We start from the raw sequence: 22253 nt of genomic DNA on the forward strand, positions 1-22253 counted from the left end.
GTTGTATTATCGAACAACGCAATCTTTTATAATTTAAGCTGCTAGATTAAAAAATAAAAATGCTCACTCTTCGACTAACTTGACGGATAAAATACTCATGAATCCCTGCAATAACATCGCCATTACACCAGAATTAATTGCACAACACGGACTAAAAGATGATGAATATCAGCATATCCTCACGTTAATCGGTAGAGAACCAACATTTACTGAACTGGGTGTTTTTTCAGCAATGTGGAACGAACACTGTTCCTATAAATCATCTAAAAAATGGCTTAAAACTCTCCCAACAAAAGGTAAATGTGTCATTCAAGGTCCTGGTGAAAATGCCGGTGTCGTTGATATTGGTGAAGGACAATGCGTTGTTTTCAAAATGGAAAGTCATAACCATCCTTCTTACATTGAGCCATATCAAGGCGCAGCAACAGGTGTTGGTGGTATTTTACGTGATGTCTTTACAATGGGTGCCCGCCCTGTCGCAGCTATGAATGCATTGCGATTTGGAGCTCCTGATCATCCTCTCACGCGCCATCTTGTCTCTGGTGTCGTTTCTGGAATTGGTGGATACAGCAATTCTTTTGGCGTTCCAACTGTTGGGGGGGAAATAAATTTTGATGCGCGTTACAATGGCAATATTCTTGTTAACGCTTTTGTTGCTGGTATTGCAAAAACAGATTCTCTTTTTTATTCTAAAGCCCAAGGAATAGGACTTCCTGTTGTTTATCTCGGTGCAAAAACAGGACGTGATGGTGTTGGTGGAGCAACAATGGCTTCTGCCGAATTTGATGATTCAATTGGTGAAAAACGCCCAACTGTTCAAGTAGGAGATCCTTTTACTGAAAAATGTCTTCTCGAAGCATGTTTAGAGCTTATGAAATTAGGAGCTGTTATTGCTATTCAAGACATGGGTGCAGCAGGATTAACATCTTCTGCAGTTGAAATGGGAGCAAAAGGAAATCTTGGAATAAAGCTTAATCTTGATAAAGTTCCTGTTCGTGAAGAAAATATGACAGCCTATGAAATGATGCTTTCTGAAAGCCAAGAACGTATGCTCATGGTCCTTAAACCAGAACGAGAAAAAGAAGCAGCTGCAATTTTTCATAAGTGGGGTCTTCATTTTTCCATTATTGGGGAAACAACAGATGATTTGCGCTTTCGTGTATGGCATCAAGGAGAAGAAGTCGTCAACCTCCCCATCAAAGAACTTGGTGATGAAGCTCCAGTTTATGATCGCCCTTGGATAGAACCTGTAAAAAAAACAACTCTTAAAGTAGAAGAAATCGAAAAAGTTGAAAATCTTGGTGATGTACTCCTTACCTTATTGAATTCTGCTGATCAAAGTTCAAAACGATGGGTTTATGAACAATATGATACAATTATACAAGGAAATACCCTTGTTCGTCCAGGAGGTGATGCAGGAGTCATCCGTGTTGGTAACAACGACAAAAGAGCTCTAGCCTTCTCTTCTGATGTGACACCTCGCTATTGTGAAGCAGATCCTTATGAAGGAGGGAAACAAGCCGTTGCAGAATGTTGGCGCAACATTAGCACTACAGGCGCAACACCATTAGCAGCAACAGATAATCTTAATTTTGGTAACCCTGAAAAACCTGAAATTATGGGACAATTTGTTTTTGCTATTAAAGGTATAGGAGAAGCTTGTAGAATCTTGGATTTTCCAATAGTTTCAGGCAATGTCTCTCTTTATAATGAAACCAATGGAGAAGCAATTCTTCCCACGCCTACAATAGCTGGTGTAGGCCTTATTGATGATTGGTCTAAAATAGTAACAATCAGTGGTATGCAAAATAAAGATCATATTGTTTTAGTGGGGAACTGTGGTTCACATTTAGGGCAATCAATCTATGCACGTAACATTTTGAATATTTATACAGGAGCACCACCTCATGTAGATTTACAGCTTGAAAAAAAACATGGAAAATTTGTGAGAAATGTCATTCATAGTGATTTTGTTCATGCGGCTCATGATATTTCTGATGGTGGATTAGCTATTGCACTCGCAGAAATGGTAATTAAATCAGGAAAAGGAATAAAAGCAAAATTAAGCAAAAAATTGCCATATCATGCAGAACTTTTTGGAGAAGACCAAGGGCGTTATTTGTTAGCAATTAAGCCGCATATGCTCAATGATCTTAAAGAACTCGCACAAGTCAGCGGAGTTTCATTAACAGAACTTGGTATTGTTGAAGGTGATTCTCTCGATATAGATGGAATACTAACACTGTCGATAGAGAAACTCACTCAAGCCTATGAAAACTGGTTTCCACAATTTATGGGTGAAGAATAAAAATTATTAAATTTTCTTAACTGTATGCTACTCTTATAAGAATAAAAAAACTAAGGAGAATAATAATGGCAATGAGTGCCCATGAAATTGAAACACTTATTTGCGAAAGCATCCCCAATACAACAGTCATTATTCGGGATCTTGCTGGAGACGGTGAACATTACGCGGCAGAAGTTATTTCAGAAAGTTTTCGTGGAAAAAGCCGTATTCAGCAACATAAAATGGTCTATGACGCTCTTAAAGGTAATATGGGAAACGTGCTTCATGCTCTAGCATTGCAAACGAGTATTCCCAAATAATCCAAAAAAATTCTTCTTGCATTCATTTACTTAATACGTTTAGAAGTAAATATAAGCATAAATATAAGCTTCCGAAAATCTGCGATATCAAGGTATAGAGATGACTACTGTTCATGAATTTATTGACAATGAAATTAAAACAAATGATATCATTTTATTCATGAAAGGAACGCCTGATGCTCCGCAATGTGGATTTTCAGGACAAGTTGTTCAGATTCTTGATTATTTAGGCATAAATTATAAAGGGATTAATATCTTAACTTCTCACGAGTTGCGCCAAGGAATTAAGGACTACTCAAATTGGCCAACAATTCCACAACTCTATATCAAAGGTGAGTTTGTTGGTGGCTGTGATATTGTTAAAGAAATGTTTCAGAGTAATGAATTGCAAGAATTGTTAAAGGAAAAGAATATTTCCTGCAATAAATTATAGCCATCAATCCATAAATAGCTCTTATTGTATTCAACCTATTATAGGGCCTGTGTTCAGTCGAAATTTTTATCTCAAGGATGTATATGTCATATTCAGTCGACGAACAAAAACATCGTGATGCCATTAGAAAAAAAATTGGCTATAAAGAATTCGTTATTCTTATTGGCGCGCTTATGGCTGTTAATTCTATCGCTATTGATATTATATTACCGGCTATGCCCAATATTTTGAGTGATTTAAATGTTATCAATGAAAATGATCAACATTATATTATTTCTGGTTATCTTATCAGCTATGGCATCACACAAATCTTTTTTGGTCCAATAAGCGATCGTTACGGAAGACGTAAGCTTATTCTTCTTGGCCTTGCTTTTTATTCATTTGCTGCAATTAGCTGCGCATTCGTATCAAATTTCTCTCTGTTGCTTCTTTTACGTATTTTGCAAGGTATTGGAGGCGCTGCTATGCGCGTTCTTACAGTTTCCGTTGTGCGTGATCTCTACAGCGGTCGAAAAATGGCAGAAGTCATGTCCATTGTCATGATGGTTTTTCTTATTGCACCAATGATTGGACCAGCAGCAGGACAAATGATTTTGCTATTTGGATACTGGCAACTCATTTTTGTATTCATGGCCCTTATTGGTTTTGGACTGATGATTTGGATTCAATTACGTTTGCCTGAAACGCTTCATGCACAACGCTCCCTTTCCTTTTCTTCGATCAAGCATAACTTATGGCTTGTCACAACCAACCGTACAACACTTTGCTATACACTGGCAACTTCGATTATTTTGGGTTGTATATTTACTGCCGTTAATACATCACAACAAATCTATGAAGGAATTTATAACTTAGGCTTCTGGTTTCCAATTGCATTCGCAATTGGTGCTGCATTTCAAGCAATGTCATCATTCTTTAACTCTCAACTGGTCGGACGCCTTGGTATGCGGCGCATCGCACACAGTATGCTTTTATTATTTTCTATCACTTCAGGCATCTGGTTTGTTAGTTCCATCTTAGCAGATGGTGTTATTCCTTTTCCTTTTTTCATGCTACTGTTCTGTATATTAATGTTTGCTTGCGGTGGTATTATGGCCAATTTCAATACACTCGCTCTCGAATCTGTAGGCGAAATTGCTGGAACAGCATCTTCTGTATCTGGTTTCCTTCAAACATCTATCGGAACAGGACTTAGCTTTTTTATCGCACAACAATTTAATGAAACAACAATTCCAAATTCAGCAGGTTTTTTCTTCATGAGCCTTATCGCTATACTTCTCGTTTTATGGGCTGAACACGGGCGTCTTTTTAAGCAATATAATAATCATTCTGAATAAATTACCGCTATAAAATTAAAAATATCCTAGAATTGCTATAACAAAACCGAACCGTGTAGCATATTCTTTCCTACAAATTTATAATCTAAGAATAAAATGTGCCACACAGTTTAGTTAGTAAATTTTCCTGATTTTGGAAAACCTTTTGGAACAAAACGCCCACTTCCAGCACGCGTTCCCATCCACTCAATAAGATCATCAGCTTGACGATTAAAACAACGTTCTGCAGAGTCTTGCCAACTTAAACCTTCTGATAAATTAAAGGTTTTAACATCAACAATTCCTCCCTCTTTGTAACGTTGTAAACGAACACCCTTACCGCGATTCATTTCTGGTATTTGTTCGATAGCAAAAATAAGCATTTTGCGGTTTTCACCAACCACTGCAACATAATCACCTTGTACTGGAACACAAAGCCTCACTTTATCAGGAGACTTCACATTCATAATTTGCTTTCCTTTTCGTGTATTAGCAATTACTTCAGTTGCAGGAACAATAAAACCATTTCCATAAAATGAAACTAAAAGAAGTTTTTCCTGTGCATTATAAACAAAAGCTGTAAGGATATCGTGCTCATCATCCATGTCAACCAAAAGACGAATTGGTTCACCATGTCCCCGTCCTCCAGGTAAGCTATTTGCCCCAATAGCAAAAAATTTCCCACCTGTACTCATCACCACGATCTTATCTGTAGTGAATGCTGGAAATGCTAATTTCAAACAATCCCCTTCTTTGAATGAAAGTGCTTTGTAGTCACTCAAATGTCCTTTTAAAGCGCGCATCCATCCCTTTTCAGAAATTACAATAGTGACTGGCTCTTTTTCAATCATTGCTTGATGAATATCATCGATATCATGCCTTGGAGCTTCTTCAAATGTTGTACGTCTTTTTCCTAAGAGGGTTTCTGGACCAAAAATTTTTCGAACTTTTTTGATTTCCTCTGAAATTACTTTCCACTGCTTTGTACTGGAAGCTAACAAATTCTGTAGTTTTTCTTTTTCAACTTTTAAAGTTTCAAATTCTTTCCGAATTTCAAATTCTTCAAGCTTACGTAAAGAACGCAACCGCATATTAAGAATAGCTTCAGCTTGATTTTCTGTTAATTCAAAACGGTCAATCAGTTCTTTTTTTGGTTCATCCTCTTCACGAATAACTTGGATAACCTCATCAAGATTCAAATACGCAATAAGATAGCCATGAAGAATTTCTAACCGGCAATCAATCTGATCAAGCCGATAAGTTGAGCGACGAATAAGTACTTCTTGACGATGCTTAAGCCATTGTTGCAAACTGTCACGCAAAGAAAGAACATTTGGTATTCTTCCAAAAGATAAGACATTGAGATTAAGAGGAAATCTTACCTCGAAATCAGTCAATTTAAAAAGAGATTCCATAAGTAGTTCAGGATCAACTGTACGATTTTTGGGAATAAGTACAATGCGGATATCTTCTGCTGACTCATCACGAATGTCTTCAAGCATTGGTAAACGCCGTGCAAGTAAGAGTTCTGCCGTTTTCTCAATAAGGCGTGATTTTTGAACTTGATAGGGAATTTCAGTAATAATAATTACATAAGAACCGCGGCTACCAGCCTCTCGGTGCCAACGCGAACGTAATCGAAAAAATCCACGCCCTGTCCGATAAGATTCCTCAATACTCTTTTTAGGCTCAACTAAAATGCCACCTGTTGGGAAATCAGGACCAAGCACAAATTGATTTAATTCCTCATCATGTGCATCGGGATGTACAATTAAATGGAGTGCTGCATCACAAAGCTCAACGACATTATGAGGGGGAATAGATGTCGCCATACCAACAGCGATACCTGATGAACCATTTGCTAAAAGATTAGGAAAAGCTCCCGGCAAAACAACAGGCTCTTCATCTTCCTCATTATAGGTTAAACGAAAATCAATGGCGTTTTCATTAATGCCCTCAAGCAGCAACGCGGCCACTTCAGTCATACGTGCTTCCGTATAACGCATCGCAGCAGCATTATCACCATCAATATTACCAAAATTGCCTTGTCCATCAACCAATGGATAACGCACCGCAAAACTCTGTGCCAAACGCACCAAGGCATCATAAATAGATGCATCACCATGAGGATGAAACTTTCCCATGACATCGCCAACAATCCGCGCACACTTAGCATAAGACTGTTCAGGATTAAGTTTGAGCAAACGCATCGCATGAACAATACGCCGATGCACGGGTTTTAATCCATCACGCACATCAGGTAAGGCACGATGAGTAATGGTAGAAAGTGCATAAGCTAAATAACGCTCCTGTAAAGCAGAACGCAATTCTATTGATTCAATATGTTCTTTATCAAAAGGTAAATTCATTTTATCAGACATATTATGAGGATAACAATTCCAAAAATAATGAGCAATTATTCTATAAAAATTCTCATATACAAATTTTTATGAATCCCCTATCTTTATTAAATAAATATATACAATTGAATCATTATGATTCATAACATGAATAAGCAGTAACATAAATTCTAAAAGCTTCTGCATGATTTTTATTTATCATTTCAGAAAAATAAAGAAATACAACTTCCTAATATAAAAAATATTTTATATATATTAAAAAATAACTATCTTTTATAAAATACTACTTCATTTCTATAATAAAATTCATAATATTATAGATAGATAATGAGAAATATTTTTAAATAATTCAAAATTTTTTATTTTAAAACATTACCCCTAAAAGCTTTATCGTTCTCCCCTATTTTAATTACTCGTAGTAAAGCAAGCAAAATTGGCTAACATTATAGACCAAAGACAAAAACATACTAATATAACTTGCCTTCAAAATTGCTAGGCAAAAAATAAGAGACAAACTTTATTTAGATCACTTAAATACGCCCATATTAAAGGCAATTTTTTCAACTATTTTTAAAGGGAGGAGCAATCCGGATTCCTAAATCACGTAATTGGATAGTAGAAACATCAGATGGAGCGCTCATCAAAAGATCAAGTGCTTGCTGATTCATAGGAAATAAAGCAACCTCACGTAAATTTTTGACACCTTGTAAAAGCATAATAATACGGTCAATACCAGCAGCCATACCACCATGTGGTGGAGCTCCATAATGAAATGCACGATAAAGACCTCCAAAACGATCTTCTACCACTTCTTTAGAAAGACCAGCAAGATCAAAAACCTTAAGCATCATTTCTGGGGAGTGATTACGGATTCCTCCTGAAGCAATTTCATAACCATTACAAACAAGATCGTATTGAAAAGCTTTAATCGTAAGAGGATCCTGACAATCAAGAGCATCCTTTCCTCCTTGGGGCATAGAAAAGGGATTATGTGCAAAATCAACCTTTTTTTCGTCTTCATTCCATTCAAAAAATGGAAAATCAACAATCCATGCTAAAGAGAAACACTCCCGATCCACAAGATTTAATTCTTCCCCTATCCGTATGCGCGCTGCTCCTGCAAAAGATGAAAAATTCTTTGGATCTCCTGCAACGAAAAAACAGGCGTCACCACTTTCAAGACAAAGCTGTTTACGGAGTGCTTCAGTCCTCTGCTCACCAATATTTTTGGCGATAGGCCCCGCGCCTTCGAATTTTCCCTCTTCTTCACGCCAGAAAATATAACCAAGTCCCGGCTGCTTCTCACTTTGCGCCCATACATTCATACGATCACAAAAAGCGCGACTTCCGCCCGTTTTAGCCGGAATAGCCCATACTTGTGCGTTCTCATCATTCGCTAAAATTTGAGCAAAAACTTTGAAACCAGAATTATAAAAATGCTGAGAAACATCTTCCATAATGATAGGATTACGTAAATCAGGTTTATCAGAACCATATTTCCGCATTGCTTCATCATAAGGAATCCGAGGAAAACTCTGAGTTACAGATTTTCCATTAGAAAACTCTTCAAAAATAGAACGTATAATAGGTTCCATTGTTACAAGAATATCTTCTTGCTCAACAAAACTCATTTCAACATCTAATTGATAAAACTCACCCGGAAGCCGGTCTGCTCGTGGATCTTCATCTCTAAAGCATGGAGCAATTTGAAAATAACGATCAAAACCTGACATCATCAACAACTGCTTATATTGTTGAGGAGCTTGCGGCAATGCGTAAAACTTTCCTTGATGAATACGACTTGGAACCAAAAAATCTCGTGCTCCCTCCGGTGATGAGGCCGTCAAAAGTGGTGTTGTAAATTCTGTAAAACCATTGTTATACATAGACTGTCTGATAGCAGCAATAATTTCTGTGCGACGCATAATATTTTTGTGCATAGTTTCTCGACGCAAATCAAGGAAACGATACTTCAATCGAATATCTTCTGGATAATCAGGTTCACCAAAAACAGGTAAAGGCAGCTCATCAGACTTTGAAAGAATTTCTACCTCTTTCACAAAAATTTCAATCTCACCTGTTGGAAGAGTTGTATTAATAACATCATCAGAACGTGCACAAACTTCCCCATCAACACGAATGACCCATTCAGAACGCACCTTTTCGATAATTGTAAAAGCTGGAGAAGCAGGATCAGCAACAATTTGTGTGATTCCAAAATGATCACGTAAATCTATAAAAAGAATTCCGCCATGATCGCGAACACGGTGAACCCATCCTGAAAGACGAACTTGTGTTCCTACATCAGATTTACGAAGAGCCGCGCAATTATGACTGCGATAACGGTGCATAGTTTCTACCTTTTAATTATTATAAATTTCACATGCGTTACAAACGCTTTTTGGTAACCATTTGTCAAGATATGAGGATAAAGACTCAAAAAAAAATACAATAAAAGACAAATTTAATTTATCTGGCTATAATGAAAGAATGAAACTTATTACAAAAACAACAGATCTTGAAATTGCACTTGCTACTTTACGTACTTCTGATTTTGTAACGGTAGACACCGAATTTATCCGTGAGACAACTTTTTGGCCTCAATTGTGTTTAATCCAGATTGCATCACCAGATATTACAATGCTCATTGACCCAATGGCATCAGATATTGATCTAAAACCATTTTTTGATCTTATGATCGATAAAAGAATTGTTAAAGTCTTTCATGCAGCGCGCCAAGATATCGAAATAATTTATCATCTTGGTGGCATCATTCCTTATCCTCTCTTTGATACACAAATAGCAGGATCCATCTGTGGCTTTGGTGATTCTATTTCTTATGAGCAGATTGTACAACGTTGCACAGGGCATCATCTTGATAAATCATCGCGTTTTACAGACTGGAGCTGCCGACCTCTTTCCGAAAAACAACTGCTCTATGCACTTGCCGATGTAACTTATCTAAGAGATGTTTATCTCTTATTGAAGCAAAAATTAGAAAAAAATAAACGTACACACTGGATGGATGATGAAATAGCAATCCTGTTAACACCTGGAACTTACGATATAGCAGAAGATGACGCATGGAAAAAAGTGAAAGGAAAAGTCAAAAAGAAACGTGAGCTTGCCGTATTACAAAAAATAGCAGCTTGGCGTGAACGCGAAGCAAAAAAAAATAATGTTCCACGTCGCCATATTATGAAAGATGAATGCCTTATCGAAATTGCGATCCAACAACCAAAAGATGAGTTTGCATTGAAACGTTTGCGCAACCTTAACAAAAATTTGAATAAACCATCAATTGTGCAAACATTAATAAAAACTGTTCATGAAGGTTTAGAAGTTGATATTGCTAGTTTACCCAATCTCCCTAAGAACAATCCACTTAATGATGCAACCACTGCAGTTATTGATCTTCTCAGAATATTATTAAAACTGGTTGCAAATGAAAATGGCATTGCACCTAAAATTATTGCGACATCCAATGATTTAGAAAAAATTGCAAATGGATGTGTAAAGAAAAATATTCCCGCGATGAATGGTTGGCGCTATGAAATATTTGGTCAAAAAGCTGAGAAAGTTCTAAAAGGACAGATAGGATTTTACTTCAGCGATGGAAAAATAAACACCAAACAACTCTAATATCTAAAAAATATTAACCATATGCATTCTGAAATTTCTACAATGAAAATTTGTAAACAATAATGTCCTTTCTAAATTGATGTAAAATCAAATTAAAAATAACAGTAAGATGGACGTTGGTTTTTACCTTTACGCCTTCATATTCTCCAAAAATTAGGTTGTTTAACCGTTTTAAAGATTACCTAAACGATAATACGCAATACTCTTTCTCCCATCTGACATACAAAAGCTGCGACAGTAGAGAAAGCAGTAAATCGCCTCAATATTTGTCTTAAATATGTTGCTGTGTTGGGATTGAATGTTGATTTACGGGAACAGAAAAAGCACGCGCTTTCTTAGGTAAACAACATCATAAAGTTAAAAACATGCCAGCAATGGATTGGAAAGATGTGCCTGCTTTTTATAAAACACTTAGCAAAGCATCAACCCTAACACAACTGGCTTTGCGTTTACTTATTCTTACAGGCGTTCGCACACGTCCTTTGCGTCATATCCATAAAGATCAAATTGATGGTGATATCTGGATTATCCTTGCTGAAAATAATGAAAGGAAAGCGTGATGCTACAACAGAATTTCGCGTCCCCTTATCATCAGAAGCATTAAAAACTCTGAAACAAGCACACCTTCTGTCTCGCAATGATTTCTTTTTCTGCAATCAATTGCGGATCCCTTAATGTGAATTGCCTGTTACAATATATGGAAGAAACTGGATTTAAAGCATGCCCGCATAGGGCTCTATCTAGTCTACATGAATTAGCTCGCTGAAACAACAGAATAGCTCCCCTCTCATGAGGTAGCAGAAACTATTCCATGTCATGTAGTGGGAGGAACATGGGCTTCTTATATCACTGGGCAAAGGTTGAGATATTATAAGTGTATAATCCCATTATTCGTGGATAACTTTCTCTCTCTTTATCTCTCATAAATTTTCTATAAAACTCATAAAAAATCACATGAGAAAATATGGTTAATACATGGTTATTATTTGTTTATAATTTTTACCGTTGAAAAGATTAATTATGACAGAAAATTATGCCCTTTTTACAGATCGTGAGAGTGCAAAACTGCTTCATATGCGTATTTCAGCATCTGACGTCATATCACCAATGGATCTTTACTAAAATCCTTAAAATTCGGCTTTTTGTCCCATTTGTTGCAATAGGATCTCATCAGTATGATATAAAAAGCAAAAAAGATGGAAATCAGAAAAAAACATGTTGCAATTTGGAAAACCCACCACTTTGGTAAAAACTACCTCTGTGTTTTATAACAAGAAAGAAAACAGATTTCACAATTAACAAATTATACAACCTATATTGCCATTAAATCTTCTTTAGCCCCTTTCTCACAACATTTCAAAACATGTATTTATATCAAATGATTACATACAATGCGTCTTTTCTGTTTTTCCTACTTAACAGAAATAACTTACAAAAAGGATTGAATAAACTGTATCCATGACTTGCATTTCCAACAGTGTATCTCCCTCTTTGCCAACTTTAGGTATTTCAAAAACTTTAATCACTGCCTCTTTTAAAATGGACTTCATTCATTTGACTAAAAATTCTTTTTATATGTCATCTTCTGACTCTTAGGGAAGCTACTTTTTGTTATTTGAGAACCCTATTCTGTATTTTTCATCTTCAAAAAATACTCCCTCAAGATAATAAAAAGTTATAAATGTGTGGGGAAAAAAGCGCACAACAGTACCTTTAAATACAATATGAATAACAAAAAAACAACACATGTTGATACATTTGATGTGAATCAGTTAGACAGCATTCAGAGGTAATTAAGAGGTTACAACAATGAAATCATTATTCGTAGTGCATATCATAAAGTTTGTAGCTTTTCTTTTTATATCAATGTTTTTTGGCTGTACTAAAGTGGATAATATAAAACAATATAATGACCTTTATGAAAAATATGTAAGTGAAAAATATGTAGAATTTGAACATTTTGAAAAGCAAAAAAAAGCAAAAAAATATATATATAATCATAATTATCAGAGTATATTCCCTAAATTTGATATTATAACGCATCGACATATACTTATTGTTCTCTGTGGGCGCTTTGTAAATTTATTGCGCGGTAATTATAATGAAGAGATGCCATGGGCAAAGTTGCCATACACAATAAATAGTCTACATTATAAGCATAATTGGAAATCAACAGATTTTATTTGGGCACACAGTATGTCTATGAACTCTAGAGACCCAATGATTAATTACGCAAAAAAATTTCTTAATTCCTCAAGCGGAGAGGGCATAAGTCCAAAAGCTCAAATTATTAATCTAACAACAATCGTAGATATCGGTTATGATGAAAATATTAAACAAATAGCGCGGCTTTGCAAAGGTTTAGAAATTATATATAATATAATGGAGCCTTATCCAAATTTAAAATCTCATTAAGCTATAACATTAGCTATCATTTAAGTAGTTTAGTCAAAAATATATTTATTCAAGCATAAAGTATTTTTTTAATATTATTATCTAAATATCAGATAACACATTTAAATTCATTCTGATTAAGGTAATACTTAATAGAGTAATTTCATTTTAAGGTTATTAAATAACTAATACAATATATTTTAAAAATATGCATTGAAATAATAAAGTTACTGGAAAATAGAATAAAACTAGAATCTCTCATTCCTCCTTCTGGAGCCATCTTCTTAAAATGAAGAGCAATATATTTTTAATAAGGGTGGAGAATATATTTTCTTTCTTACACTACCTTTATCTCAGATCAACGTTTGATCCTACTCTCTTACCACTAGTATTAGCGATTATAATTATGATATTTTCCTATCTATTCTATGCTCGTTATGACTTTATATGCTCCAATTTGTATGATCAACGACAACGCAGAAATCACTCCTAATAAGAGTAGTATGTTCCAAATTACGAGAAAATTATTATAGAATGTCTTCTGCGATAAAAAGTCTTTTGTTCTTAACATAATCCCTATTTAAGTACATCTCGCTTTTTCTTTAAATTGCAAAATTTAAGCGCATAATAGCAAATAGTAAGCCCAAAAATCCAAATAACACCTGTAATCAACACGGGCCGTGTATTATCAAAAAACCACAACAAAACAAAAATAAAAACCATAAAGACAACAGAAAGAATTGATCCTATTGGCCAAAATGGAATTGGAAATTTTAAATCACGCTGCGCATCTTTAGGCATCTTAAGCCGCATAAAAATTTGCGAAAGAAGAATTATAATCCAAACAAAAACTGTCGCAAATGTTGCCATTGCTGCAATAAGAAAAAAAAGTTTATCGTGATAAAAATAATTAAGAACAACGCCAAGAAGAAAGATAGCAAAGATCAATAAAATAACAAAAACTGGTATACCGTTCTTTGATAAATATTGAAATTTTTTGAATGCATAACCTTCCTGCGATAACCCATATATCATACGACAAGCACCATACATCCCACTATTCATTGCCGAAATAGCAGCTGTCACAACAACAATATTCAAAATATTCGCTGCTGATGAAATCCCAAGATTTTCAAAAATTGAAACAAAAGGACTATCCATAAGACCAATTTTATTCCAAGGATAAAGTGACATTAAAACAGCTAAGGTCATGACATAAAATAGTAAAACCCGAATCAGAGTAGAATTAATTGCTTTTGAAATCGTTTGATGAGGATCTTGTATTTCCATTACTGCCATCCCGATAATTTCTATGCCACCAAACGCAAAGACAACAACACTAAAACAAGCTAAAAAACCAAACCAACCATTGGGAAAGATGCCGTCATTTTCCCACAAATTATGAATACCAACAGTAGAAGGACCTATACTTGTGACACAACTATATAAAATTGTTGCTATCCCTAAAATAATAATAGCAACGATAGCAATAACTTTGATGGAAGACAACCAAAACTCTAATTCGCCATAGACTTCTACTGCTGCCAAATTAATCCCAGTAATGATAAGTGTAATACTGAGTGCCCATATCCAAGGAGCAACATCAGGATACCAAAACCCCATATAAGTTGCAAAAGCTGTGATATCAGCGAGACAAACAAGAACCATTTCAAAAACATATGTCCACCCAGTTAAAAAACCAACCAATGGCGATATGTAATTTGCGGCATAACGCGCAAAAGAACCAGATAGCGGATTATGGATAATCATTTCACCAAGAGCCCGCATAACCATAAAAACAGCTAAACCAGCAACACAATAAGCAATTAGAACACTTGGACCAGCAAGCTTAATAGCTTGTGCAGCCCCATAAAAAAGACCTGTTCCAATAGCAGAGCCAAGAGCTAAAAAAATAACCTGCCTCTTATTCATCCCTCGCTTTAGTTCATTTGTGCCCATTGAATTCCTTCTTCACTAAAACATTAACCCAGATCCGTATCACAACACCAGCTTTATGATAAATAAAGCATCATGTTTCTCCAATAAATATATTAAAAAAAACATCGAACAATGAGCAAATCAGATACTCTGATCCTAGGCAACCCAAAAATACTTTTTGCAAATTATTTTATTTAAATTAAATGATAATGAATTTTTTTATAATTCCTATTTGATTTATTTTCGTATTCTCTATTTTTGTTTTGCAGAAAAAATGCTGAATTTGATGAGACTATTAATTGCAACCCTCTCTTTTCACTTCACAGAAATAGAAGCCTAAAATTCGTAAAGCTACATTTTGGGCAAGTCAATAAATTTTCTATCGGTACCTTAAGAAAATTTTCTGTTACTTTTCTAGTTTACAACAAACACAAATTGTGTACAACATCCCATAAGACAACTTTTAACACCAACTGAATGGATTCAAATCAGTAATAAAGTGCACCTCAATCCACTCCTTAGGAAATCTAATTACTTTAAAACACGCGTTTTCCCTAAAAGAGCTGTTTGCTTCATGATGATCTGATTTATCAGTATAAACTTATAAAAGCCAATATTAAACATATTGCTTTTGGGAGTGTTTAATCTTTCATTTTTTTCTTATCTTCTATAACATAATTAAAGTATAGATTTTGACATTATAAATATTTTATTGTAATTTACCATTCATAAAGAATAGATTATATGTATTGTATCCAGTAAAATTAATAATTTTATCATGCATTTCTCTTTTTTAAGATATTTTATGATTTTTTAGAATTATTTAAATAACAAAAGGGAGAAAAATGTTTAAAAGCAATATATTATGTATTTTTATAACAGTTATTTTTTGTTTTTTGCAAATTGTGGAAGTTAATGCAAATCTTTGGAGAAGCAGATCTCAAAAAAGTCTTTTCATTGCCACAACGTCACATGAAAAAGATATCCTTGTTGAGACAAAAAATATGGTTATCATTCGCATTTCAGATCAAAACACCATAGAAAAAAGTGGATCTACAATCGGAGAAAAAGTTAAAAAGGGAGTTATGATCGCTACCATAACTTTTTTTCTTGTAAAACTTGCACTTAAGGGGGCGATTTTGTTTAAAACATGGGCCGTAGAGACACTTTCCAAAGCCTTTAATGATTGGCGAGATTCACTATATCGCTGATTTTAAGCCATTTCTGTTGATATTAAAAGCTAGCTCATACGCTGTTATGCATACTTAAAGAGCTAATTGGATACAAATACCCCAATTATACTGGCTGATACATTAGTACATATTCATTTATTACTCAAATATATCACTTCACCCAATTTTTATATAAGAAAATTCACAAATTAAGTGTCTCTCCTCCCTACTTGATATCAAAATAAATATTATTTGGATTCTAGCGATGGAAAAATTGTTTTTGGTAAAATGGACAATAAGTGCCCTTCACTTACAAGTATGTGCCCCTTATGAAGATCTGGAGCCATATAACGATCTCCCTTAAGAGTATCAATATTTTTGCGTAGATGCTCCATAACAGATTGTAGAAAGGAGCTTGTTTTTAAAGGAGTACGATATTCAATTCCTTGTGCTGCAATAAGCGTTTCAATGCCAATAATAGTAAAAAGATTTTCACTCATCGTCAGTAACCGACGCGCACCATGGCAAGCCATGGAAACATGATCCTCCTGATTTGCCGAAGTTGGTGTCGAATCAACTGAAGCAGGATGTGCCATTTGTTTATTTTCAGACATTAAAGCAGCTGCTGTTACTTCAGCAATCATAAAACCTGAATTAAGGCCCGCATTTTGCACTAAAAAAGCTGGAAGACCATGAGAAATTGTTGGATCAACCATAAGGGCAATACGCCTTTGTGCAATTGATCCTATCTCACATAAAGCAAGAGCAATTTGATCAGCAGCAAATGCTACAGGCTCAGCATGAAAATTTCCACCTGATACTACTTCACCGTTATTTAAAATCAATGGATTATCTGTAACTGCATTTGCTTCAATAATCAGTGTTTTTGCTGCTGCGATAAGAAGATCAAAACATGCCCCCATAACCTGCGGTTGGCAACGTATACAATAAGGATCCTGGACACGATGATCACCACATAAATGCGCAGCCCGAATTTCTGAATCCTCTAAAAGTTTTTCTAATGTTTGCGATACGACAATTTGCCCATAATGTCCCCGTAAAATATGGATATCAGGATGAAATGGCGCTGTTGATCCCATAACAGCGTCTGTTGTCAAAGCTCCTGCAAGCAGCCCTCCACACAATGCTCTATAACCACGAAAAAGGCCTGCAAGAGCAAGTGCTGTCGATGTTTGGGTACCATTGATAAGAGCTAGACCTTCTTTTGCTTCTAAAACAACAGGTGACAATCCTGCTTTTTCTAAAGCAGCGGCCCCACTCATGCGAATATTTTGAAAGAACGCTTCTCCCTCTCCCATCATAACAGCGGCCATGTGAGCAAGAGGCGCAAGATCACCTGATGCACCAACTGACCCCTTTTCGGGGATAACAGGAATAACTCCATTCGTAAGCATGTTTTCTAACAAATGCACCAATTCTAGACGAACACCAGAAGCTCCTCGCCCGAGCGAAATAAGTTTTAAGGTCATCATCAGACGTACAACATTTTCAGGTAAAGGTTCCCCCACACCACAACAATGTGACAAAATAAGATTTCTTTGTAAAACCGTCACATCATTTACATCAATTTTAATCGACGCTAATTTTCCAAAACCAGTATTGATGCCGTAAACTGGCTCACTTCCCGCAGCAATTTCAGCAATGCGATCTGCTCCCTTTTTGATAGCTAGATGCGTATCATTATGAAGTTTGCTTACTTTACCATTCCAGTAAATAGCTTCAAGTTCGCTAAGCGTTACTTTACTAGGATTTAGTACAATAGTCATAATCTTCTCTCTCGCTCATTTATAGCTTATATTCATACTGCTCATTTTTTATGAAACAGAAAAAGCACTTTTGCTCTCTAACGCTTATGTGGGATTAAAATTGTTAGGATAAAAAAGTTATGCTCTTAAATAACGAAACAAAAATATCGAAAACAAAATTTCTCAATTCCAATTGACTGAATAAAATAATGGAAAAAATAGCTTCACTTCATAAATTAAAAAGCATTTTCTGCTTTGTGTACAGAGTGTAATACCGTTGGCAAAATAACAGCAATTTCCTCTATTAGTCCCCCCCACTTTCTTAATTTCAATATTCCAAATAATAAACCAGAATGGCTCCATAAAAAGCAACAAGCTTGCTCATTTTAAAATTACTTTCACCATTTAGTGTATAACTTAATAATGCACTTTAATAAAATTTCCTTTTTAAAATAAGAATACTTTATTTTCAAAAAAATCAATACTGTTACAAAAATGATCCAAAATAGTACTGAAAAGTTTGGTGCACCCGACAGAATTCGAATCTGTGACCTCTGCCTTCGGAGGGCAGCGCTCTATCCAGCTGAGCTACGGGTGCTTAAAACTGATTATTAAAATCATCTGCTGTCTTTTAACTGATCATACTCTCAGCTTCAATAATGAATTGTCATTCTGAAAAAATACTTGTTTATAGTATTGCGTAATCTTTTCGTCCTTTTTCCTATATGATACTCGTCTTTAAATAACGCACGTATTGTACAATTTTTTTTGCAAAAACAGCTTTTATTACAACTTCAAAACTTTCCAAAAGTAAGTTACAAAATAAATTGTAAATATCAGGATAATTCTTAATGACTACATTACCAAGCCGATTTCATTTTATTTCTGCTGAAACTCAAGAAGCCATTAACGCTACTAACAAATTGATTTCCATTTATGGTCATTCTTCTCTTGAGGAAACTGATGTTATTGTTGCAATCGGCGGTGATGGAACAATGTTACAGACAGTGCGAGACGTTATGAATACCGGAAAACCAATTTATGGCATGAATCAAGGTTCTGTAGGATTTCTTATGAATGAATTTCATGAAAAAAAATTGCCAAAACGCATTTCTGTTGCACATAAAAAGGAAATCCATCCCTTACGTATGATTGCAAAATCTGAATGTCAAGGATATATAGAAGCACTTGCTATCAATGAAGTCTCTCTTTTTCGTCAATCCTATCAAGCTGCTAAAATTCGCATCATCATCGATGACAAAATTCGTATGGAACAATTAAGTTGCGATGGCATTCTCGTCGCAACACCAGCAGGCTCAACTGCTTATAATTTATCAGCACAAGGGCCTATTTTACCCCTCATGGCTCCTCTTATGGCACTCACCCCTGTTAGTCCTTTTCGCCCTCGTCGCTGGCATGGAGCATTGCTTCCCAATACAGCAACAGTACATTTTGATATGCTCGAATCTGACAAACGCCCCGTAAATGCCGCAGCCGATAATGTTGAAGTTAAATCTGTACATTCTGTTACTATTTCAACAGCAACAGAAGTAACAGCCTCAATCCTTTTTGACTCTAATCACTCATGGGATGAGCGTATTTTATCAGAACAGTTTCGCTATTAATTATTGTATTATGCTTTCTTTATGTATATGGCTGTTATAGTTGACTTTTTTATGAAGGCATCTTAACCCTCTTACAGAGTGTAAAATATTAATCTCGCTAACAATTTTGATAGCGAGGTTAGGATTGTAGAGCAATTGATGAAAGAAATGATATCACCTTTAAAAAATTTCGATGATTTAGGTCTTTCTGCAAAGGTTATTAAAGCCGTAGAATCAGCGGGATACACAGCTCCAACGCCTATTCAAAGTGAAACAATTCCCCACATACTTCAAAGAAAAGATGTTCTAGGAATAGCTCAAACAGGAACGGGAAAAACAGCCTCTTTCGTTTTGCCTATGCTCACACTTCTTGAAAAAGGACGTGCAAAAGCGCGCATGCCTCGAACTCTTATATTAGAACCAACACGAGAACTTGCAGCTCAAGTTGAAGAAAATTTTGATAAGTACGGAATAAATCATCGTTTAAATGTTGCTCTTTTGATTGGTGGCGTTTCTTTCGAACAACAAGACCGTAAACTTGAACGAGGTGCTGATGTTCTTATCGCTACACCAGGACGTCTTCTTGACCATTTTGAACGCGGAAAATTACTTCTGATGGGAGTAGAGATTCTTGTGATTGACGAAGCTGATCGTATGCTGGATATGGGCTTTATCCCTGATATCGAACGTATCTGTAAACTGACCCCATTTACGCGTCAAACTTTGTTCTTTTCAGCAACAATGGCGCCAGAAATTACAAAATTAACAAAGCAATTTTTGCATTCTCCTGTCTCTATTGAAGTTACAAAAGCTTCCTCAACAGCCACTACAATCACACAACGGCTTGTTAAATCGGGAAGTAAATCATGGGATAAGAGAGCTGTTTTGAGAAAACTTATCCATAATGAAGGTGACGAACTTAAAAATGCTATTATCTTCTGCAACCGTAAGAGAGATATCTCTGAGCTTTTTAGATCACTCATCAGACATAATTTCAGTGTAGGTGCCCTTCATGGGGATATGGACCAATATGCGCGTATGAGCACCTTGGCTGATTTTAAAGACAATAAACTCACACTCCTCGTCGCTTCTGATGTTGCAGCCCGTGGACTCGATATCCCAGCAGTGAGTCATGTCTTCAACTATGATGTTCCAACACATGCTGAAGATTATATTCATCGAATTGGTCGTACAGGACGCGCAAATCGCAGTGGAAAAGCGTTTACGATCGTTACCAAAAACGACCAAAAATACATTAACGCCATTGAAGAAATGAGCAGCGAAAAAATTGAATGGCTCAATGGAGATCTGTCTACTTTGCCAAACAATGGTCAAGAAAACGAAACTGAAACTATTTTAAAGAAAAAATCTCCAAAATCGTCAAAAAAAGAAACCCAAAAAGAGTGCACTATTCCAATCAAAAAATCCTTAAAGGGTAAAAAAACTGATTCCATTGAAACTATGGATGATAAACAAAATTTATCTGAACGACAGCATCTTAAAAAAAATAAAAATTATACTCCTCAAGGATTTGGTGATGATATTCCGGCATTCATGCTCATAAAAATCCGCAATTAAGCTGGAAATTTGCTTCTTTAACAAGGCAAAACGAATAAATACTTTCTCGAGATGCACTTTTACTCTCCTTGTTAAATAGTTAGTCTCTTTATAACCTTTTCACGTCCTAAGAGCTGCAAAAGTTTCCCCATTTCAGGTCCATGATCAATGCCTGTAAGTGCCTGACGTAATGGCATAAATAAAGCTTTTCCTTTTCGACCTGTTTTTTCTTTTAATGCTGTTGTCCAAATTTTCCAACTTTCCTCATTCAAAGCACCTTCAGGTAAGAAATCGAGTGACTGCTGCACAAAAGCACGATCCTCTAGTACCACTGTATCAAAATTCTGTTCATCATGAATGATTTTCCACCACAAAACAGCATCATTGACTTTATTAATATTGCTTCTTATCGCGTTCCAGAAATATTCCGCCTTATCTCCTTCAATAGAAAGTTTTTTAAGGCGCATTTTTACTTCTTCATAGGTTAGTTCATGAACAAGATGACTATTCAAAGCAAGAAGATCAGCAATATCAAATTTTGCAACGGATCTTGACGTATCTTGGAGATTAAAATGCTCTAAAAGCGCTGCTTGATTAGGATAGGGATGCACATTTTGCGATGTCCCAATCAAAACGGCAAGACATTGAACAGCTATAGATTCAAATCCTTCTTCCCGTAGAGAACGAATAGAAAGATCATTATTACGTTTTGAAAATCCTTTTCCTAAAACTGTCGCCAATAAATTGGTATGACCAAAAACCGGTAATTCTGCATTAAGAGCTTTAAAAAGAGCAATTTGAGCGCCTGTATTTGTAATATGATCATCCCCACGAATAATATGCGTAATAGCCATATCTACATCATCAACAACAGACGGCAATGTATAAAGATAGCTTCCATCTTCACGAATAAGAACAGGATCTGAAAGAGAAGCCAAATCAATCGTCTGCTTTCCCTTTATTGCATCATTCCAGCAAACTTCTGTTCGCTTTATTTGCAAAGGATCATTTTCAAAATTAGGAAGAAGAAAACGCCAATGGGGTTTACGACCTTGTGATTCAAAGTTTTTTTTCTCTTCTGCTGTCAATTTTAATGCTGCACGGTTATAAATAGGAGGCAATTTGCGCGAAAGTTGGATTTTACGACGCAGCTCTAATTCTTCTGCAGTCTCATAACAGGGATAAAGAAGCCCGCGTTGTTTGAGAATTTCCGCAACTTCATCATATCGATTAAATCGCTTAGATTGGTAACAAATTGAATCTGGTTGAATACCAAGCCATTCAAGGTCAACAGCAATAACATCGATATATTCTTGTTTAGAACGTTCAATATCTGTATCATCATAGCGCAAAATAAATTCTCCCTTATACGCTTGCGCATAAAGCCAGTTGAAGAGGGCAATACGGATATTACCAATATGAATATAACCTGTTGGAGAGGGAGCAAAACGAACTTTAACCATA

At 35.6% G+C, this 22253-nt stretch carries 14 protein-coding genes, 1 tRNA gene and 2 pseudogenes; 11 read left to right on the top strand and 6 right to left on the bottom strand.

Features of this window, described 5'->3' with window-relative positions; translation table 11 throughout:
* The first annotated feature begins 97 nt into the window (after positions 1-97).
* The 4 genes from purL (at position 98) to MCS_RS01045 (ending at position 4377) form a co-directional block, all read left to right on the top strand.
* A complete protein-coding gene (gene purL / locus MCS_RS01030) occupies positions 98-2308 on the top strand; it encodes a phosphoribosylformylglycinamidine synthase subunit PurL (RefSeq protein ID WP_004854545.1) in 2211 nt (736 codons plus the stop codon).
* A 65-nt stretch (positions 2309-2373) separates the two neighbouring features.
* Complete coding sequence (locus tag MCS_RS01035; protein ID WP_004854547.1) at positions 2374-2607, top strand: BolA/IbaG family iron-sulfur metabolism protein; 234 nt, start codon at positions 2374-2376, stop codon at positions 2605-2607.
* Positions 2608-2707: 100 nt separating this feature from the next.
* Positions 2708-3040, top strand: a complete 333-nt coding sequence (gene grxD, locus MCS_RS01040; protein ID WP_004854550.1) for a Grx4 family monothiol glutaredoxin — start codon at positions 2708-2710, stop codon at positions 3038-3040.
* 83 nt (positions 3041-3123) lie between these two features.
* A complete protein-coding gene (locus tag MCS_RS01045; RefSeq protein ID WP_004854551.1) occupies positions 3124-4377 on the top strand; it encodes a multidrug effflux MFS transporter in 1254 nt (417 codons plus the stop codon).
* 110 nt (positions 4378-4487) lie between these two features.
* Here the strand turns inward: MCS_RS01045 and parC are convergent, their stop codons facing one another.
* Together parC and aspS are read right to left on the bottom strand one after the other, a co-directional pair.
* Entirely contained in the window at positions 4488-6737 is a 2250-nt protein-coding gene (parC, locus tag MCS_RS01050) for a DNA topoisomerase IV subunit A (protein WP_004854552.1), read from the bottom strand.
* Between the two features lie 539 nt (positions 6738-7276).
* Positions 7277-9067 carry an aspartate--tRNA ligase gene (gene aspS, locus MCS_RS01055; protein ID WP_004854553.1) on the bottom strand — a complete coding sequence of 597 codons (1791 nt, stop codon included), beginning with the start codon at positions 9065-9067 and terminating at the stop codon, positions 7277-7279.
* 139 nt (positions 9068-9206) lie between these two features.
* Here aspS and rnd point away from each other — a divergent pair, with 139 nt between their 5' ends.
* The 4 genes and pseudogenes from rnd to MCS_RS01070 all read left to right on the top strand — a co-directional run bounded on the left by rnd (position 9207) and on the right by MCS_RS01070 (position 12773).
* Positions 9207-10358 carry a ribonuclease D gene (rnd, locus tag MCS_RS01060; protein ID WP_004854555.1) on the top strand — a complete coding sequence of 384 codons (1152 nt, stop codon included), beginning with the start codon at positions 9207-9209 and terminating at the stop codon, positions 10356-10358.
* A 108-nt stretch (positions 10359-10466) separates the two neighbouring features.
* A pseudogene (locus MCS_RS08025) lies at positions 10467-11284 on the top strand (tyrosine-type recombinase/integrase); the annotation flags it as partial.
* Positions 11285-11378: 94 nt separating this feature from the next.
* A pseudogene (locus MCS_RS08275) lies at positions 11379-11518 on the top strand (helix-turn-helix transcriptional regulator); the annotation flags it as partial.
* Positions 11519-12167: 649 nt separating this feature from the next.
* On the top strand, positions 12168-12773 hold the full coding sequence (locus tag MCS_RS01070; protein ID WP_004854559.1) for a hypothetical protein: 606 nt from the start codon (positions 12168-12170) through the stop codon (positions 12771-12773).
* A 555-nt stretch (positions 12774-13328) separates the two neighbouring features.
* Here the strand turns inward: MCS_RS01070 and MCS_RS01075 are convergent.
* Positions 13329-14711: an amino acid permease gene (locus tag MCS_RS01075; RefSeq protein ID WP_004854560.1), complete on the bottom strand. Its 1383-nt coding sequence runs from the start codon at positions 14709-14711 to the stop codon at positions 13329-13331.
* 824 nt (positions 14712-15535) lie between these two features.
* On the opposite strand from MCS_RS01075, the gene MCS_RS01080 reads away from it, so the two are divergent.
* Positions 15536-15901 carry a hypothetical protein gene (locus tag MCS_RS01080; RefSeq protein WP_004854561.1) on the top strand — a complete coding sequence of 122 codons (366 nt, stop codon included), beginning with the start codon at positions 15536-15538 and terminating at the stop codon, positions 15899-15901.
* Between the two features lie 209 nt (positions 15902-16110).
* Here MCS_RS01080 and hutH read toward each other — a convergent pair whose 3' ends face one another.
* Entirely contained in the window at positions 16111-17649 is a 1539-nt protein-coding gene (gene hutH / locus MCS_RS01085) for a histidine ammonia-lyase (RefSeq protein WP_004854562.1), read from the bottom strand.
* A gap of 500 nt (positions 17650-18149) precedes the next feature.
* A tRNA-Arg gene (locus tag MCS_RS01090) sits at positions 18150-18226 on the bottom strand.
* Between the two features lie 253 nt (positions 18227-18479).
* On the opposite strand from MCS_RS01090, the gene MCS_RS01095 reads away from it, so the two are divergent.
* Together MCS_RS01095 and MCS_RS01100 are read left to right on the top strand one after the other, a co-directional pair.
* Positions 18480-19253 carry an NAD kinase gene (locus tag MCS_RS01095; protein ID WP_004854563.1) on the top strand — a complete coding sequence of 258 codons (774 nt, stop codon included), beginning with the start codon at positions 18480-18482 and terminating at the stop codon, positions 19251-19253.
* A gap of 147 nt (positions 19254-19400) precedes the next feature.
* Positions 19401-20810: a DEAD/DEAH box helicase gene (locus tag MCS_RS01100; protein ID WP_024864249.1), complete on the top strand. Its 1410-nt coding sequence runs from the start codon at positions 19401-19403 to the stop codon at positions 20808-20810.
* Positions 20811-20881: 71 nt separating this feature from the next.
* On the opposite strand, the gene gltX is transcribed toward MCS_RS01100, so the two are convergent.
* The gene (gene gltX, locus MCS_RS01105; RefSeq protein ID WP_004854567.1) at positions 20882-22252 is read right to left on the bottom strand and encodes a glutamate--tRNA ligase; all 1371 of its coding nucleotides are present in this window, start codon (positions 22250-22252) and stop codon (positions 20882-20884) included.
* Position 22253 lies beyond the last annotated feature (1 nt).

The sequence above is a fragment of the Bartonella doshiae NCTC 12862 = ATCC 700133 genome (genome assembly GCF_000278155.1).
Lineage (GTDB): Bacteria > Pseudomonadota > Alphaproteobacteria > Rhizobiales > Rhizobiaceae > Bartonella > Bartonella doshiae.

Excerpts from the sequence above, each read along its gene's own strand:
- purL (WP_004854545.1), top strand. The coding sequence starts at position 98 with ATGAATCCCTGCAATAACATCGCCATTACACCAGAATTAATTGCACAA.
- MCS_RS01035 (WP_004854547.1), top strand. The coding sequence starts at position 2,374 with ATGGCAATGAGTGCCCATGAAATTGAAACACTTATTTGCGAAAGCATC.
- grxD (WP_004854550.1), top strand. The coding sequence starts at position 2,708 with ATGACTACTGTTCATGAATTTATTGACAATGAAATTAAAACAAATGAT.
- MCS_RS01045 (WP_004854551.1), top strand. The coding sequence starts at position 3,124 with ATGTCATATTCAGTCGACGAACAAAAACATCGTGATGCCATTAGAAAA.
- parC (WP_004854552.1), bottom strand. The coding sequence starts at position 6,737 with ATGTCTGATAAAATGAATTTACCTTTTGATAAAGAACATATTGAATCA.
- aspS (WP_004854553.1), bottom strand. The coding sequence starts at position 9,067 with ATGCACCGTTATCGCAGTCATAATTGCGCGGCTCTTCGTAAATCTGAT.
- rnd (WP_004854555.1), top strand. The coding sequence starts at position 9,207 with ATGAAACTTATTACAAAAACAACAGATCTTGAAATTGCACTTGCTACT.
- MCS_RS01070 (WP_004854559.1), top strand. The coding sequence starts at position 12,168 with ATGAAATCATTATTCGTAGTGCATATCATAAAGTTTGTAGCTTTTCTT.
- MCS_RS01075 (WP_004854560.1), bottom strand. The coding sequence starts at position 14,711 with ATGGGCACAAATGAACTAAAGCGAGGGATGAATAAGAGGCAGGTTATT.
- MCS_RS01080 (WP_004854561.1), top strand. The coding sequence starts at position 15,536 with ATGTTTAAAAGCAATATATTATGTATTTTTATAACAGTTATTTTTTGT.
- hutH (WP_004854562.1), bottom strand. The coding sequence starts at position 17,649 with ATGACTATTGTACTAAATCCTAGTAAAGTAACGCTTAGCGAACTTGAA.
- MCS_RS01095 (WP_004854563.1), top strand. The coding sequence starts at position 18,480 with ATGACTACATTACCAAGCCGATTTCATTTTATTTCTGCTGAAACTCAA.
- MCS_RS01100 (WP_024864249.1), top strand. The coding sequence starts at position 19,401 with ATGATATCACCTTTAAAAAATTTCGATGATTTAGGTCTTTCTGCAAAG.
- gltX (WP_004854567.1), bottom strand. The coding sequence starts at position 22,252 with ATGGTTAAAGTTCGTTTTGCTCCCTCTCCAACAGGTTATATTCATATT.